Source organism: Variovorax sp. Root411 (genome assembly GCF_001425205.1).
GTDB lineage: Bacteria > Pseudomonadota > Gammaproteobacteria > Burkholderiales > Burkholderiaceae_C > Variovorax.
Window position 1 is genome coordinate 228,181 of record NZ_LMDW01000017.1, and the last position, 15,352, is coordinate 243,532.

Genomic DNA, 15,352 nt, shown 5'->3' on the forward strand with positions numbered 1-15,352 from the left:
GACACAAGGACATTCAGGCAGGTAACACTCCAAAAAAGAAAACCCGCAACAAGTGCGGGTCGTTAGAACTTTTCGGTGTATATGAAGTGCCCGGCGCAGCCCGGGCTCCTTCGCGAACACCGCGGAACCGGCTTTGCCGGCCCGCAGGTGTTGCCCTCGGTAGGGGGAAGGCGTGCGCGACACGAAGTGCGCGCAGCCTGGGGGCGAGCTTATTTCTTGTCGCCGCCCGGCACCTTGCCTTCGACACCCTTCACGTAGAAGTTCACGCCCGACAGGAACTTGTCGTCGGCCACCGCGTCCTTGGCGACCAGTTCCTTGCCGTCCTGGCCGAGGATCGGGCCCTTCCAGATCACGAAGCTGCCGTCCTTCAGGCCCTTCTTCACCGCCTCGACCTTGGCCTTGGTTTCGGCCGGCACGTCATCGGCGATCGACACGAGGTCGATGGCGCCTTCCTTCACGCCCCACCAGCTCTGGCCGGTGGTCCACTTGCCGTCCAGGGCTTCCTGGGTGGCCTTGATGTAGTACGGGGCCCAGTTGATGGTGGCCGAGGCCAGGTGGGCCTTGGGGCCGTAGGCGGTCATGTCGGAGTCCCAGCCGAAGGCGCGCTTGCCCTTCTCTTGCGCGGTCTTGAGCACGGCCGGCGAATCGGTGTTCTGGAACAGCACGTCGGCGCCGCCGTTGATGAGGGCGGTGGCGGCTTCGGTTTCCTTGGGCGGGCTGAACCACTCGTTGACCCACACCACCTTGGTCGTGATCTTCGGGTTGACCGACTGCGCGCCCAGCGTGAAGCTGTTGATGTTGCGCAGCACTTCGGGGATCGGCACCGAGCCGACCACGCCCAGCGTGTTGCTCTTGGTCATGGCGCCGGCGATCACGCCGGCCATGTACGCGCCCTCGTACGTGCGGCTGTCGTAGGTGCGCATGTTGTCGGAGGTCTTGTAGCCGGTGGCGTGTTCGAACTTCACGTCCTTGCTGTCGGCCGCGACCTTGAGCATCGGCTCCATGTAGCCGAAGGTGGTGCCGAAGATCAGCTTGTTGCCCTGGCTCACCATGTCGCGGAAAACGCGCTCGGCGTCGGCGCCTTCGGGCACGCTTTCGACGAAGGTGGTCTTGATCTTGTCGCCGAATTCCTTTTCGAGCGCCTTGCGCGCGTTGTCGTGCGCGAAGGTCCAGCCGCCGTCGCCCACGGGTCCGACGTAGGCGAATGCGATGTTCAGCGGCGCTGCCGGAGCCGGTGCGGCAGCGGCGGGTGCCGGGGCCGGCGCGGGCGCCGCGGCCGGTACTGCCGCTTCTTCTTTCTTGCCGCAGCCGATCAGGGCCGCCGAAGCGACCGCCGTGAGGGCGGCCAGCTTGAGCAGGGAGCGCTTGTTCAGATCATTCATTGTCGGAAATCCTCAAAAGGACAGGTTGGCGGAAAAACGAAACACGATTATGAGCCGGGGTAGAACGGTTTCCCGATGGAGGCCGGCATGTTGGCGCGGATGAACGCCGGGTTGCGCGAGATCAGCGCGAGCACCACGATCGGCGCGATGTACTGCAGCATGCTGAGGAACTGCGAGGGCACGTCGACGCCGCTGCTCTGCAGGTGAAAGCCAAGCATCGACACGCCGCCGAACAGGTAGGCACCCAGCAGCACGCGAATCGGCCGCCACGTGGCAAAGGTGGTGAGCGCCAGCGCAATCCAGCCGCGGCCGGCGACCATGCCCTCGACCCACAACGGGGTGTACACGGTCGAGAGGTAGGCGCCCGCCAGTCCGCACAGCGCGCCGCCCGCGATCACCGCCATGAAGCGGATGCGCCGCACGGGGTAGCCCAGCGCATGCGCCGACTCGGGCGACTCGCCTACCGAGCGCAGCACCAGCCCGGCGCGCGTGCGATACAGGAACCAGACCAGCCCGAAGGTCAGCACCACCGCGAAGTAAACCATCGGGTGATGGCGGAACAGCGCAGGGCCCACGAGCGGAATGTCGGCCAGCACGGGGATGGCGTAGCTCACGCTCGCGGGCAGCTTGGCCTGCACGAAATTGATGCCGGCAAAGGCCGAGAAGCCGACGCCGAACAGGCTCAGTGCGAGGCCGGTCGCGTACTGGTTGGTGTTGAGCCAGATCACCAGCACGCCGAAGAAGGCCGCGAGCAAGGCGCCCGCCGCCATGCCGGCGAGGAAGCCGAGCCAGGGGTTGTGGGTGGTGACGACCGTCGCGAAGCCGGCGATGGCGGCGCAGAGCATCAGGCCCTCGGCGCCGAGGTTGACAATGCCGGCCTTCTCGTTGATGAGCAGGCCCAGCGCCGCGATGGCGAGGACCGTTCCGGCGCTCAGGGTGGAGCCCAGGAGGAGTGCGTAGCTTTCCATTCAATTGCTCCGGCGCGGGTTGCTTGTGTTCGAGGGCTGACGTTCGGGGCGCTGTTGTTCAGGGCGCGTGCCCAGGCCACCGGGTACTCCCCTGCGCGAATGTCCCCCGCTTCGCTCCTCCTTTATTTCGCTGCGGGGAGCACCCGGTGCCCTGGCGGGGTGCCTTGCGCAGCGAAATAAAGGAGGAGCGAAGCGGGGGACATTCGCGGAGCAAGGTACCCCGTCGGCGTGAGCGCACCCTGACACACGCGGCACTCGAATCGAAGCCAAGGCCTTCATTCAAAGTGCTCCTTCGTTCGGCCGCGCGACAGGCGCAGTGAGCGGCGTGCTCACCTGCAGCGAACTTGTCGTCAAGCCAGCAGCCTTGACAGCCGCCTTGCGGCGAATGCGATAGGCAATGAGCGTGTCGCACGCCAGCAGCGTGAAGAGCAAGAGCCCCTGGAACACGCCAGTCAACGACTTCGGCAGGCCGAGCCGCGATTGCGCCAGCTCGCCCCCGATGTAGAACATGCTCATGAGGATGGCCGAGAAGATCATGCCCACCGGATGCAGACGTCCGACGAAGGCCACGATGATCGCCGCGAAGCCGTAGCCCGCCGGCACATAGGGAGTGAGCTGGCCGAGCGGCCCTGCCACTTCGAGCGCACCGGCGAGGCCGGCCGCGCCCCCCGAAGTCAGCAGCGCGATCCACACCGCGCGCCGCGCCGAGAAGCCCGCATAGCGCGACGCCGCCGGCGCAAGCCCGCCGACCTGCTGCGCAAAGCCCGCCCGCGTGCGGAACAGGAACACCCACAGCGCCCCCGCGCCCACCAGCGCGATGACCAACCCGATGCTCACGCGCGAGCCCTTGAACAGGCGCGGGATCTGCGTGACCGCCTCGAAGGTCTTGGTCTGCGGGAAGTTGTAGCCGTGCGGGTCCTTCCACGGCCCGTAGACCATGTAGCCCAGCAGCAGCGTGGCCACGTAGACCAGCATCAGGCTCACCAGGATTTCGTTGGCGTTGCACCTGTCGCGCAGAAACGCGACGATGCCCGCCCACACCATGCCGCCGAGAATGCCCGCCAGCAGGATGGCCGCGACGATCCACTGGCCCGTAGTCTTGTCGGCCAGCAGCGCCACGCCACCCGCCGCGATGGCGCCGAACACGAACTGCCCTTCCGCGCCGATGTTCCACACGTTCGAGCGGAAGCACACGGCCAGCCCCAGCGCGATGATGAGCAGCGGCGTGGCCTTGACCATCAGCTCGCCGATGGCATAGCCGCTCTTGATGGGCTCATAGAAGAACACCAGCAGGCCCTTGACCGGGTCCTTGCCGAGCGCCGCGAACAGCGCCACGCCGATCAGCACGGTGATCGCCAGCGCCAATATCGGCGAAGCATAGCTCCAGAAGCGCGAAAGCTCCGGGCGGGGTTCGAGCTTAAACATGGGCCGCCTCCTTCTTCCAAAGGCCGCTCATCCATTCACCAATCTGCGGCAGCGTTGCGGCAGCGCGGTCGATGGAGGGCGACAGCCGGCCCTTGGCGATCACGTGCAGCCGGTCGCAGATGTTGAACAGCTCGTCGAGCTCCTCGCTGATCACCAGCACCGCACAGCCGGCATCGCGCAGCGCGAGGATCTCGGCATGGATCAGCGCGGCCGCGCCCACGTCCACGCCCCAGGTCGGCTGCGAGACGATGAAGAGCTTGGGGTTGGCGTCGATCTCGCGCCCGACGATGAATTTCTGCAGGTTGCCGCCCGACAGCGACCGCGCCGCCGCGCGAGGGCCTCCTGCCTTGACCTTGAAGCGCTCGATGATGGCTTTCGCCTGGCGTTCGAGCGCGCCGGTGCGGATCCATCCGCCCCGGCCCACGGCATCGCCGCGCGTGAGCAGCAGGTTGTGCGCGAGCCCCAGCGTGGGCACCGCGCCGCGGCCCAGCCGTTCCTCGGGCACGAAGTGCAGGCCCAGCGCGCGGCGCGCGCGCGGGCGCAGCCGGCCGGCGGGCTGGTCGAACACCCGGACCATCGGCGCCTCGGCGCGCACGTCCTCGCCCGACAGCGTGTAGAGCAATTCCCGCTGGCCGTTGCCGGAGACACCGGCGATGCCGACCACTTCACCCGCGCGAACCTCGAACGAAATGCTCTCGAGGTCCATGCCGAACTGGTCTTCGCGCGCCAGCGTCAGCCCGTCGACGCGCAGCGCCACCGCGCCCGCATGCACCGGCCGGTGCTGCAGCGGCGGCGGCTCGCTGCCGATCATCAGCCGCGACAGCGACTGCGTGCTCTCGTTCTGCGGATTGCACACCCCCGTCACCTTGCCGCCGCGCAGCACCGTGCAGGCGCTGCACAGCTCCTGGATCTCGTGCAGCTTGTGGCTGATGTACAGGATGCTGCAGCCCTCGGACGACAGCTTCTTCAGCACCGTGAACAGCTTGACTACCGCCTGCGGCGTCAGCACCGAGGTCGGCTCGTCGAGGATCAGCAGCTTGGGGTTGGTGAGCAGCGCGCGGATGATTTCGACCCGCTGCATTTCGCCCACCGACAGCGTATGCACCGGCCGCGCCGGGTCGATGTCGAGCCCGTATTCGCTCGCCTTGGCCGTGATGCTGCGCGCCACCTCGGCCAGCTGCAGCGATTTGTCGAGCCCCAGCCAGACGTTCTCGGCCACGGTGAGTGTGTCGAACAGGCTGAAGTGCTGGAACACCATGCTGATGCCCAGCGCCCTCGCCTGCTGCGGGTTGCGCAGGTTCACGGCCTGGCCGTCGAACATGACGGTGCCTTCGTCGGGCTTGACCGAGCCGTAGATGATCTTCATCAGGGTCGATTTGCCGGCGCCGTTCTCGCCGAGCACGGCGTGGATCTCGCCGGGCTGCACGGCCAGGGAGATGTCGCTGTTCGCCACCACCGCGGGATATCGCTTGGTGATGTTCGCGAGCTGGAGTCTTGGGGTTGTCATGCCGGGTTTCGTGGATTTTTGTCTCGTCAACAGCAACAAAGCGGAAACAGCTATCAGTTTAATAACGTCCCCGCGACCATCGGCGCCCGACGGCGCTTTGCTCAGTTCAAGTCAGTGTCCGCCGATGTAGGCGAACTTGAACAGGAACACGGCAGCGATGACCCAGACCATCGCATGCACTTCCCGTGCCCGCCCGGTGCAGAGCTTCAGCACGGCATACGTGATGAAGCCGAATGCCAGGCCGTTGGCGATCGAATAGGTGAAGGGCATCGTCAACGCGGTGACGGCGGCCGGAATCACCTCGGTCGTGTCTTCCCAGTCGAGCTCGACCAAGTCGCGCAGCATCAGGCAGCCCACGAAGAGCAGCGCCGGCGCGGTGGCGTAGGCCGGCACCGATCCCGCGAGCGGCGAGATCATCAGGCAGGCCAGGAACAGCAGCGCCACCACCACGGCCGTGAGGCCGGTGCGTCCGCCCGCCTGCACGCCGGCCGCGCTTTCCACATAGGCCGTGGTGCTCGAGGTGCCGAGCAGCGAGCCCGCGAAGATCGCACCGCTGTCGGCCAGCAGCGCCTTGTTCATGCGCTCCATCTTGCCCGGCACCAGCAGGCCGGCGCGCTTGGCCACGCCCATCAGCGTGCCGGTGGCGTCGAACATCTCGACCAGGAAGAACACGAGCACCACGTTCAGGATGCCGCCCTTCAGCGCACCCAGGATGTCGAGCTGCATGAAGGTCGGCGCGATGGACGGCGGCGCGTCGAACACGCCGTGGAACTTGTTGCCGCCGAAGAACGACAGCACGGTCACCGTGACGATGCCGATCAGGATCGCGCCGCGCACCTTGAGCTTGTCGAGCGCCACGATGATGAGGAAGCCCAGCGTGGCCAGCACCACCGGCGCCGAATGCAGGTCGCCCAGCGTGACGAAGGTGGCCGGCGAAGCCGCGACGACGCCCGCGCTCTTCAATGCGATGAGCGCCAGGAACATGCCGATGCCCACCGTGATCGCCGTTCGCAGCGACTGCGGTATGCCCTGTATGAACAACTCCCGCAACCCCGTGACCGTGACGATCAGGAACAGGCAGCCCGAGATGAACACCGCGCCCAGCGCGACCTGCCACGTGTAGCCCATGCCGAGCACCACCACGTAGGCGAAGTAGGCGTTCAGGCCCATGCCCGGCGCCATGGCGATCGGGTAGTTGGCATACAGGCCCATGATCAGCGTGCCCAACGCCGCAATGAGGCAGGTGGCCACGAAGACCGAGCCCTTCGGCATGCCCGCGTCGCCCAGGATCGAGGGGTTCACGAAGATGATGTAGGCCATCGTCAGGAAGGTGGTGAGCCCCGCGATGACTTCGGTGCGCACCGTGGTGTTGTGCGCGCTGAGCTTGAACACGCGTTCAAGCAGGCCCGGGCCGCTTGCACCGCTCACGGCCGCACGCGCACGCGCGGACTCGACATGCCCCGGCGTGCGGGGATCGGCGCCCTGCGGCGCCTGTTCGAACGTACTCATTTCGCTTGTCTCCAGCTGTTGTAGTGGCGGTTGCTTCATCGTTGCCCCCGCTCACGACGCCGGCGCGAACGGGGATCTCTCAGGGATCGAAGGTTTCAGGCGCGGCGGGCAGGCGCGTTGCGGCGCCGGATACACCGGACAGGGCGGAAACCGTTGGCCGCAGCGACGCCGCCACGTCCTTGATGCATTCGCGCAGCCAGCGCGCCGAGCTCGACGAATGAGTGCGTTCGTGCCAGAGCTGGTAGTACATGAGGCGCGGCAGCGCCACCGGGCAATCGAGAATCTTCAGCGGCAACCGCGACGCGAAGCGCTCGCAGTACTGGCGCCCGGTGGTCAGCACCAGCAGGCTGGAGGCCACCATGTCCGGAATGAGGCTGAAGTGCGCGCAGCGCGCCGTGATGTTGCGCTGCCGGCCCAGCTCGTCGAGCATCTGGTCGATGATGCCGCGCCCGCCGGGGTGCATGGGCGTGGGCGCGATGTGTTCGGCCGCGAGCCAGGTCTCCAGGTCCCAGCCGCGGCGCACCGCCGGATGGTCCTTGTTGACCAGAGACACCACCTCGTCGCCGAAGAGCCGCGCCATGTGCAGGTCTTCCGGCGGTTTGAGCCAGTTGCCGATCACCAGGTCGACCTGGCCGAGCGCGAGGTGGCCGTGGTAGTCCGAGTCGGGTGTGAGCGCATGGATCTCGATCTGGCACAGCGGCGCCTCGCGCTTCACGTGCGCCACCAGCATCGGCAGAAACAGCGGGTCCATGTAATCGCTGGCCGCGATGCGGAAGGTGGTGGCCGCCGACTGCGGCTCGAAGCCGCGCGCATCCGAGAACAGCATCTCGGCCGCACGCAGGATGCTGGCGGCCGGCTCGATCATGCGCAGCCCCGCATCGGTCGGCACCATGCCCGAGCCCGAGCGCACCAGCAGCGGATCGCCCGACAGCTCGCGCAGGCGCTTCAGCGCGGCCGAAACGGCCGGCTGGTACATGCCCAGGCGAATGGCGGCGCGCGAGACGCTGCGGTCTGTCAGCACGGTGTGAAGCACCCGGATGAGGTGCAGGTCGATCTTGTCGAAAAGTGCCTGGTCACGCATGTGGCTGCCCCCCGGTCTTCGCGCACTTCGTGTCGCTTCGCCAACCCCCTGCCGGGGGCAACACCAGCGGCCCGGCGAAGCCGGTTCCGCGGTGTTTCGCGAATGGGATCAGGAGGTAGGGCATTGGGAGAACTTCGGACATGCGCCAAAGTCTACGAGTGACTATGCGGACTGGACAGCGGTAATCGCACGAAGGATCGACTCGCTCGTGGCCGGCGCCTTCAGCGGCGGATCGATGCGGTGGCCGCCCGCGGCCGACACCGCGTCGCGGATCGCGAAGAACACCGAGAACGGCAGCAAGAGCGGCGGCTCGCCCACGGCCTTGCTGCGGTGGATCGAGTCCTCGAAATTCTGGCCTTCGAACAGGCGCACGTTGAATACCGGCGGGCAGTCGTTGGCGGTCGGGATCTTGTAGGTGCTGGGCGCGTGCGTGGTGAGCATGCCGCTTTGCGGATGCCACACCAGTTCCTCGGTGGTGAGCCAGCCCATGCCCTGGATGAAGGCACCTTCGACCTGGCCGATGTCCACCGCCGGGTTCAGCGACTTGCCCGCGTCGTGCAGGATGTCGGCGCGCAGCAGCTTCCATTCGCCGGTGAGCGTGTCGACGATCACCTCGCTCACCGCCGCGCCGTACGCGTAGTAGAAGAACGGGCGGCCCTGCATCCTGTCCTTGTCCCAGCTCAGGCCGGGCGTGGCGTAGAAACCATCGGACCACAGCTGCTTGCGGTCAAGGTACGCCTCGCCCACCACGGTGCTGAAGGCCAGCGAACGGCCATTGACCTCGACCTTGTCGTTCGCGAAGCGCACCTCGCCGGCCTTGCCGCCATGGCGCTCGGCCGCGCATTCGGCCAGGCGCTCGCGGATCTGGCGGGCCGCGTCCTGCGCGGCCTTGCCGTTCAGGTCGGCGCCGGTCGATGCAGCCGTGGCCGAGGTGTTCGCCACCTTGGTGGTGTCGGTCGCGGTGACGCGCACGCGCTCGAAGCTCACGCCCAGCTCGTGCGCCACCACCTGCGCCACCTTGGTGTTCAGGCCCTGCCCCATCTCGGTGCCGCCGTGGTTCACGAGGATCGAGCCGTCGGTGTACACATGCACCAGCGCGCCGGCCTGGTTGAAGTGCTTCACGTTGAACGAGATGCCGAACTTCAGCGGCGCCAGCGCGAGGCCGCGCTTGAGCACCACGCTCGTCTTGTTGAAGGCCGCGATGTCTTCGCGCCGCGCACGGTAGTCGCTGCTGGCTTCCAGCTCGGCCACGAGTTCATGGACGATGTTGTCGGTCACGGTCTGGCGGTACGGCGTGACGTTGTTTTCGGTCTTGCCGTAGAAGTTGACGCGCCGCACGTCGAGCGGGTCGCACTTCAGTTCGCGCGCCACCGAGTCCATGATGTTCTCGATGGCGATGGCGCCCTGCGGGCCGCCGAAGCCGCGGAACGCCGTGTTGCTCTGCGTGTTGGTCTTGCCCGAGAAGCCGTGCATGGCCACGTTGGGCAGCCAGTAGGCGTTGTCGAAGTGGCACAGCGCGCGCGTCATCACCGGACCCGACAGGTCGGCCGAGTGGCCGGCGCGCGAGACCATGGTGATCTCCGCGCCGAGGATGCGGCCCTCGTCGTCGTAGCCCACCTCGTACTCGTACCAGAAGCAGTGGCGCCGGCCGGTGATCATGAAGTCGTCGTCGCGGTCGAGCCGCAGCTTGACCGGGCGCTGCAGCTGCCGCGCCGCGATGGCCGCCACGCAGGCGAACAACGCCGATTGCGATTCTTTGCCGCCGAAGCCGCCGCCCATGCGCCGGCATTCGACATGCACTTCGTTCGACTGCAGGTGCAGCGCATGCGCCACCAGGTGCTGCATCTCGCTCGGGTGCTGCGTCGAGCAGTGGATGTGCAGCGCGCCGCCTTCCTTCGGAATGGCGTAGCTGATCTGGCCTTCCAGGTAGAACTGCTCCTGCCCGCCCACGTCGAGCGTGGCCTTGTGGCGGTGCGGCGCCTTCGCGATGGCGGCGCGCACTGCGGCCTCGTCGCCCTCGTTGGCGCTGCCTCCGCTGCGCACGATGTGCATCGGCGGCACCACGTACTGGCCGCGCTCGTGCGCTGCCTGTGGTGTGAGCACGGGCGGCTGCGCCTCGATGGTCAGCACGTCCTTGGCTTTTGCAGCGGCGCGGCGCGCGGCATCGCGCGTCTCGGCGATCACGGCGAACACGGGTTGTCCGAGGTAGCGGATCTCTCCGCCGTGGTTCACGGGCAGCAGGATCGGGTCGTCGTGGACGATCGAGCCGCAATCGTTCGTGCCGGGAATGTCATCGGCCGTGAGCACCGCGACCACGCCGGGCATCGCACGGATGGCGTCGAGCGACAGCGCCGCGACGCGGCCGTTGGCGGCCGGGGACAGGCCCAGCGCGCAGTGCAGCGTGCCGGCGAGTTCAGGAATGTCGTCGATGTAGGTCGCCTCACCGGCCACGTGCAGGTGGGCCGACTCGTGCGGCCGGCTGATGCCGACACGCGCGCCAAGATCGTGCGCGAGCGCCTCGGCGCCGACGTCGATGCGCGCGGCGGTGTTGGCCAGGTAATCGGCAAAGGCCTCGGCGGGCTGCAGCAGGCGGGCGTCGATGGGTTTGTTCATGGTCAGACTCCTTCGGCGGCGGCCTTGGTGGCATGGGGCATCACGCTCCAGACACTGGTTTCTTCGAGGGACAGTGCGTCTTCGGCGCGGGTCTCGAGCCAGAGCCGTTGAATCAGGTTCTGCGCCACCTGCAGCCGGTAGTCGGCCGAGGCGCGCATGTCCGACAGCGGCTTGAAGTCCTGTGCCAGCGCGAGCTTGGCGGTGGCAACGCTGGCCTGCGTCCATGGCTTGCCGACCAGCGCCGCCTCTGCGTTCGCGGCGCGCTTGACGATGGCGGCCATGCCGCCGAAGGCCAGGCGCACGGCCTTGACCGTGTCGCTGCCGGCTTCGAGCTCGATGGCGAAGCCCGCGCACAGCGCCGAGATGTCGCAGTCGAAGCGCTTGCTGATCTTGTAGGCGCGCACCTGGCGATGCAGCGCAGCGTGCGGAACGGCCAGCCCCTGGACGAACTCGCCCGGCTGCAGCTGGTTCTTCATGTAGTCGAGATAGAACTCGGACAGCGGCATGCGGCGCACCGCATCGCCGCGGCGCAGCTCGATCTGTGCATCGAGCGACATCAGCACCGGCGGCGAATCGCCGATGGGCGAGCCGTTGGCGACGTTGCCGCCCATGGTGCCGGCATGGCGGATCGGCGGCGAGGCGAAGCGCAGCCACACATCGGACAGGCTCGGCACGCGCTCGACCAGCGCGGCAAAGGCGGATTCGAGCGAGGCGCCGGCGCCGATGTAGAGCTCGTCCTTGCGGTCTTCGATGGTCTTCATTTCGGCCACGTCGCCCACGTAGATGATGTCGCCCAGGTCGCGGAACTGCTTGTTGACCCAGAGGCCGACGTCGGTCGAGCCGGCCAACAGCTGGGCGCGCGGCTTCTGTTCGCGCAATGCGGCGAGCTGGGCCAGCGTCTTCGGCGCATGGAAGTGGTCGATGCGCGCGCCGAGCGGCGCGGCGTAGTCGAACCCGTCGTTCTGCAGCGCGGTGAGCGCCGCGACCACCGGTTTCGTGTCAAGGCGCACGGCCGGCAGGTCGAACATGCGCTGCCCGGCATCGAGGATCGGCCGGTAGCCGGTGCAGCGGCACAGGTTGCCCGACAGCTCGTCGGCCAGCTGCTGGCGCGTGGGCTGCGTGCCTTCGGCCTGGTGGTGCTCGTAGGCGGACCACAGCGACATCACGAAGCCGGGCGTGCAGAAGCCGCACTGCGAGCCGTGGCAGTCGACCATGGCCTGCTGGACCGGGTGCAGCGCGTGCACGGCATGCTGCTTCTTTTCAGCGGTCTTCTGGATCTTGCATTGGCTCTTCAGGTCCTCGACCGTGAACAGCGCCTTGCCATGCAGCGTGGGAAGAAACTGGATGCAGGCGTTCACGGTCTGCAGGTTCAGCCCGCCGATGGTGCCTTCGGCGTCGGGGTCGGTGGCGAGTTCGCCGATGACGATGGTGCAGGCGCCGCAGTCACCCTCGTTGCAGCCTTCCTTGGTGCCGGTGCAGCGGGCGTCCTCGCGCAGCCAGTCGAGCACGGAACGGGTCGGGTGGACGCCGGTGACGTCGACGATCCTTCCGCGATGGAAGAAGCGGATCGGTTGAATCTGGCTGCTGCTGGTGCTGCTGTCGGTGCTCATGCTTTTGGGCTCGTGGGAGACCCGTCGTGGGTCAGTCATGGACGTTAGCGGCTTGTCCGGGGTCTTGCATACGGGGGCGCCCATAACGCGTATGTGGGGGTCGGTATGCCACGTACGGGGAAACCCTTGCGCGCATGCTGCAATTCCCGGGCCACGCGAAGGCCCCGTCGGCGGTCAGCTGTGCGCGATGGCCACCCACGCCGTGGCGACCAGCGTGGAACCCGCCGCCGCGAGCAGGCCACCGACCAGCCATTTGAGCGTGCGCGGCTGCAGCCTGTTCGGCAGCCGGTGGTGCAGCCGCGTCGCGCCGTAGACGACCGGCATCGCGCAGCCGGCCAGCAGCGCCGCTCGCCACGAGAAGTGCCCCGTCGGCACCACGATCACGAGCCGCACCAGCGAGTTGAACGCGAACATCAGCAGCAGCGCGCGGCGCACCAGCTCGCGGTCCAGCGGCTGGCGGTACATGTGGAAGACGATGGGCGGCCCCGAGCTCGAGAACAACCCGCCCAGCACGCCCGACAACCCGCCGACGACGGCGAAGCTCGCGCGGCCGGACACCGCCGGCAGCGGCCTGGCCTGCAGCACCAGCAGCACCGCGCAGCCCAGGATCGACACGCCCAGCAGCCCGCGCAGCCAGTCGACCGCGTCGCCGCTGAGCCAGGTGAGCAGCACGAGCCCGACGATCACGCCGGCCGTGCTGCCGTTGAGCGCCGGCTTCATGAGCTGCCAGGGCACCACGCCGGGCCGGGCGCGGAAGTACGTCAATGCGTTGATCAGGCTCAGCACCGTGGCGGCGTTGGCCGCGTCGCTCACGCTGGCCACGTGGAACACCGATACCAGCCCGAGCAGGATCAGGCTGAATGCAAAGCCCGTGAGGTTCTGCGCGTAGGTGGCGAGCGCAACGCAGGCCATGAAGACCAGCACCGGGCCGGCCCCCGAAAGAATCGCTTGCACGGATCCGGTCTCAGCGCATCATGTCCCAGCCCATCATCAGGGCCGCGAATCCCATCAGGGCGGTGCCGCCCCAGCCGAGCCACCGGGTCCGGCGCCCGGAGGTGAACACGCCCATCACCTTCTCCCGCGTCACGAGAACCATCATGGCCGCCATGATCGGCACCGCGACCACCCCGTTGATGACCGCGCTCCAGTAGAGCGCCTTCATGGGATCGACGGGCGTGAAGTCCAACGCCGTGCCGACCAGCGTGGCCACGGCGATGATTCCGTAGAACTCCTTGGCCTCCCGCCAGTGCCGTTCCAGCCCCTCTTCCCAGCCGAAGGCCTCGGCCACCGCATAGGCGGCCGAAGAGGCGAGCACGGGAACGGCCAGCAGCCCTGTCGCGACGATCCCGCCGGCAAACAGCCAGAAGGCGAAGTCACCTGCCAGCGGACGCAGCGCCTCGGCCGCCTGCGCCGCGGAGGTCACGTCGTGCACCCCCGCCGAGTACAGCACCGACGCGCCCACCACCATCACGAAGAACGCAATGAGGTTGGAGAAGGTCATGCCCACCCAGGTGTCGAGGCGCACGCGCTTCAGGTCGTGCCGCACCTGCTCGTCGGTTCCGCGCCGCCCGCCCTTGAGCCGGAGCTCCTCGACTTCCTGCGACGCCTGCCAGAAGAACAGGTAGGGCGAGATCGTGGTGCCCAGAAGCGCCACGATCATCATCCAGTAATCGCCGCTCCATTGCAGCCTGGGCACCACGAGGTCGTGCAGCACCCGCGCCCATTCCACCTGCACCGCGAACACCGCGGCAACGTAGGCGAACAGCGTGAGCGTCAACCACTTGAGGATGTGCGCCAGCTTGCGGTACGGCACGAACACCTGCAGCAGCACCGTCACCACGCCGAAAACCAGCGCGTGGAAATGCGCCCCGCCACCCACCACCAGCTGCAGCGCCTCCCCCATCGCCGCAATGTCGGCCGCGATGTTGATGGTGTTCGCCACCACCAGCAGGAAGACCAGCGCGATCAAAAGGCTCCGCGGCATGTGCTCGCGCAGGTTGGCCGCCACGCCCTTGCCGGTCACGCGCCCGATGCGCGCCGACACCAGCTGGATCGCCACCATGAACGGCAGCGACAGGAACACCGTCCACAGCAGCCCGGTGCCGAACTGCGCCCCGGCCTGGGTGTAGGTCGCGATGCCCGACGGATCGTCGTCGGCCGCGCCGGTGACAACGCCCGGGCCGACGTGGCGCAGGAAGGAGGGAATGCGTTTTTTCATGTTCGCCCGATGGTGGCATGCCGAGCCTGACCAGTACATGAACCGCGCGCAGGCACATGGCTTTTCATGGCGCCTTCTCCGAGAACAGCGCCGTGATGACCTGCCGCAGCCAGCGGTTGCCCGGGTCGGCCTCAAAGCGCTTGCTCCAGTGCAGCGACACCGTGAAGTCGCGCAGCGGAAACGGCGGCTCGACGATGGCATGGCCGCCCTCCCCGGCAAAGCCGCGCGCGATGTTGCGCGGCATCACCACCGCCAGGTCGGTCGCGCGCACGATGGCCGGCAGCACCATGAAATGCTCGGTGGTCAGGCGCACCCGGTCCTCGAGGTTCATCAACTGCAGGATGCGCAGGGTGTCGGCGTGCGTGCGCACGGCCACGTAATCGAGCTCCTGCAGTGCTTCGAGCAGCGCCTGGCCGCTGCGCCGGCGCTTCAGGAAGGGGTGGTCCTTGCGCAGCAGCACGATGTAGCGGTCTTTCAGCAGCTGGGCGCGCTGCGTGTCCTTCACGCGGGGCAAGAAACCGAAGGCGAAATCGATCTTGCCGCTGTCCAGCGCGGTGGCAATGTCGCCCGCCGCCAGCGGCATGGTCTCGACCCGCACGCCGGGCGACAGCTCGCGCAGCCGCGCCATCAGCGCCGGCAGGAAGCGCCCCTCGCCGATGTCGCTCATGTGGATGCGGAACAGCTTGCGCGTGGCCGCCGGGTCGAAGCGCTCGGGCTCGCTCAGCGCCTGCTGCAGCGTGGCCAGTGCCGACTGCACCGACACCGCCAGCCGCTCGGCGCGCGGCGTCGGCGCCACGCCGCCCGGGGTGCGCGTGAAGAGCGCATCGCCCAGCAGCAGGCGCAGCCGCGTCAGGCCATGGCTGGCCGCCGGCTGCGTCAGGCCCAGCGCCTCGGCCGCGCGGCTCACGCTGCGGGCTCGGTAGACCGCATCGAAGAGCCGCAGCAGGTTGAGGTCCACCTCGTCGATATGCACTGAGTTCATATTGGATAGCCGGATTATCTTATTGAAGTATGGCGCCGCACCAACCACACTGACGCG

11 protein-coding genes are annotated in these 15,352 nt (G+C 67.6%); all 11 read right to left on the bottom strand.

What is annotated here, in order from left to right:
* Nucleotides 1-209 precede the first annotated feature (209 nt).
* The 11 genes from ASC92_RS21565 to ASC92_RS21615 all read right to left on the bottom strand — a co-directional run bounded on the left by ASC92_RS21565 (nucleotide 210) and on the right by ASC92_RS21615 (nucleotide 15,295).
* Nucleotides 210-1,382, bottom strand: coding sequence for a BMP family ABC transporter substrate-binding protein (locus ASC92_RS21565; protein ID WP_056519709.1), 1,173 nt, complete (start codon nucleotides 1,380-1,382; stop codon nucleotides 210-212).
* Between the two features lie 47 nt (nucleotides 1,383-1,429).
* Nucleotides 1,430-2,350, bottom strand: coding sequence for an ABC transporter permease (locus ASC92_RS21570; protein ID WP_056519711.1), 921 nt, complete (start codon nucleotides 2,348-2,350; stop codon nucleotides 1,430-1,432).
* Nucleotides 2,351-2,629: 279 nt separating this feature from the next.
* Nucleotides 2,630-3,775, bottom strand: coding sequence for an ABC transporter permease (locus ASC92_RS21575; RefSeq protein WP_056519714.1), 1,146 nt, complete (start codon nucleotides 3,773-3,775; stop codon nucleotides 2,630-2,632).
* The gene (locus tag ASC92_RS21580) at nucleotides 3,768-5,282 is read right to left on the bottom strand and encodes an ABC transporter ATP-binding protein (RefSeq protein WP_056519716.1); all 1,515 of its coding nucleotides are present in this window, start codon (nucleotides 5,280-5,282) and stop codon (nucleotides 3,768-3,770) included. Before ASC92_RS21580 ends, ASC92_RS21575 begins: the two co-directional genes overlap by 8 nt.
* 111 nt (nucleotides 5,283-5,393) lie before the next feature.
* Nucleotides 5,394-6,791, bottom strand: a complete 1,398-nt coding sequence (locus ASC92_RS21585) for an NCS2 family permease (RefSeq protein WP_056519719.1) — start codon at nucleotides 6,789-6,791, stop codon at nucleotides 5,394-5,396.
* 79 nt (nucleotides 6,792-6,870) lie between these two features.
* Nucleotides 6,871-7,872, bottom strand: coding sequence for a LysR family transcriptional regulator (locus ASC92_RS21590; protein ID WP_007838608.1), 1,002 nt, complete (start codon nucleotides 7,870-7,872; stop codon nucleotides 6,871-6,873).
* A gap of 162 nt (nucleotides 7,873-8,034) precedes the next feature.
* Nucleotides 8,035-10,485 (bottom strand): xanthine dehydrogenase molybdopterin binding subunit, encoded by a 2,451-nt coding sequence (xdhB, locus tag ASC92_RS21595; RefSeq protein WP_056519722.1) that lies wholly within the window; start codon nucleotides 10,483-10,485, stop codon nucleotides 8,035-8,037.
* 2 nt (nucleotides 10,486-10,487) lie between these two features.
* Nucleotides 10,488-12,095: a xanthine dehydrogenase small subunit gene (gene xdhA / locus ASC92_RS21600; protein ID WP_056519725.1), complete on the bottom strand. Its 1,608-nt coding sequence runs from the start codon at nucleotides 12,093-12,095 to the stop codon at nucleotides 10,488-10,490.
* A gap of 174 nt (nucleotides 12,096-12,269) precedes the next feature.
* On the bottom strand, nucleotides 12,270-13,049 hold the full coding sequence (locus ASC92_RS21605) for a sulfite exporter TauE/SafE family protein (RefSeq protein WP_082519668.1): 780 nt from the start codon (nucleotides 13,047-13,049) through the stop codon (nucleotides 12,270-12,272).
* Nucleotides 13,050-13,059: 10 nt separating this feature from the next.
* Entirely contained in the window at nucleotides 13,060-14,313 is a 1,254-nt protein-coding gene (locus ASC92_RS21610) for an Nramp family divalent metal transporter (protein WP_200936014.1), read from the bottom strand.
* 64 nt (nucleotides 14,314-14,377) lie between these two features.
* Complete coding sequence (locus ASC92_RS21615; RefSeq protein WP_056519731.1) at nucleotides 14,378-15,295, bottom strand: LysR family transcriptional regulator; 918 nt, start codon at nucleotides 15,293-15,295, stop codon at nucleotides 14,378-14,380.
* Nucleotides 15,296-15,352 lie beyond the last annotated feature (57 nt).

Bases quoted from the DNA above. Each gene is read 5' to 3' on its own strand.
- ASC92_RS21565 (WP_056519709.1), bottom strand. From the start codon at position 1,382: ATGAATGATCTGAACAAGCGCTCCCTGCTCAAGCTGGCCGCCCTCACG.
- ASC92_RS21610 (WP_200936014.1), bottom strand. From the start codon at position 14,313: ATGAAAAAACGCATTCCCTCCTTCCTGCGCCACGTCGGCCCGGGCGTT.
- ASC92_RS21590 (WP_007838608.1), bottom strand. From the start codon at position 7,872: ATGCGTGACCAGGCACTTTTCGACAAGATCGACCTGCACCTCATCCGG.
- ASC92_RS21575 (WP_056519714.1), bottom strand. From the start codon at position 3,775: ATGTTTAAGCTCGAACCCCGCCCGGAGCTTTCGCGCTTCTGGAGCTAT.
- xdhB (WP_056519722.1), bottom strand. From the start codon at position 10,485: ATGAACAAACCCATCGACGCCCGCCTGCTGCAGCCCGCCGAGGCCTTT.
- ASC92_RS21585 (WP_056519719.1), bottom strand. From the start codon at position 6,791: ATGAGTACGTTCGAACAGGCGCCGCAGGGCGCCGATCCCCGCACGCCG.
- ASC92_RS21580 (WP_056519716.1), bottom strand. From the start codon at position 5,282: ATGACAACCCCAAGACTCCAGCTCGCGAACATCACCAAGCGATATCCC.
- xdhA (WP_056519725.1), bottom strand. From the start codon at position 12,095: ATGAGCACCGACAGCAGCACCAGCAGCAGCCAGATTCAACCGATCCGC.
- ASC92_RS21570 (WP_056519711.1), bottom strand. From the start codon at position 2,350: ATGGAAAGCTACGCACTCCTCCTGGGCTCCACCCTGAGCGCCGGAACG.
- ASC92_RS21615 (WP_056519731.1), bottom strand. From the start codon at position 15,295: ATGAACTCAGTGCATATCGACGAGGTGGACCTCAACCTGCTGCGGCTC.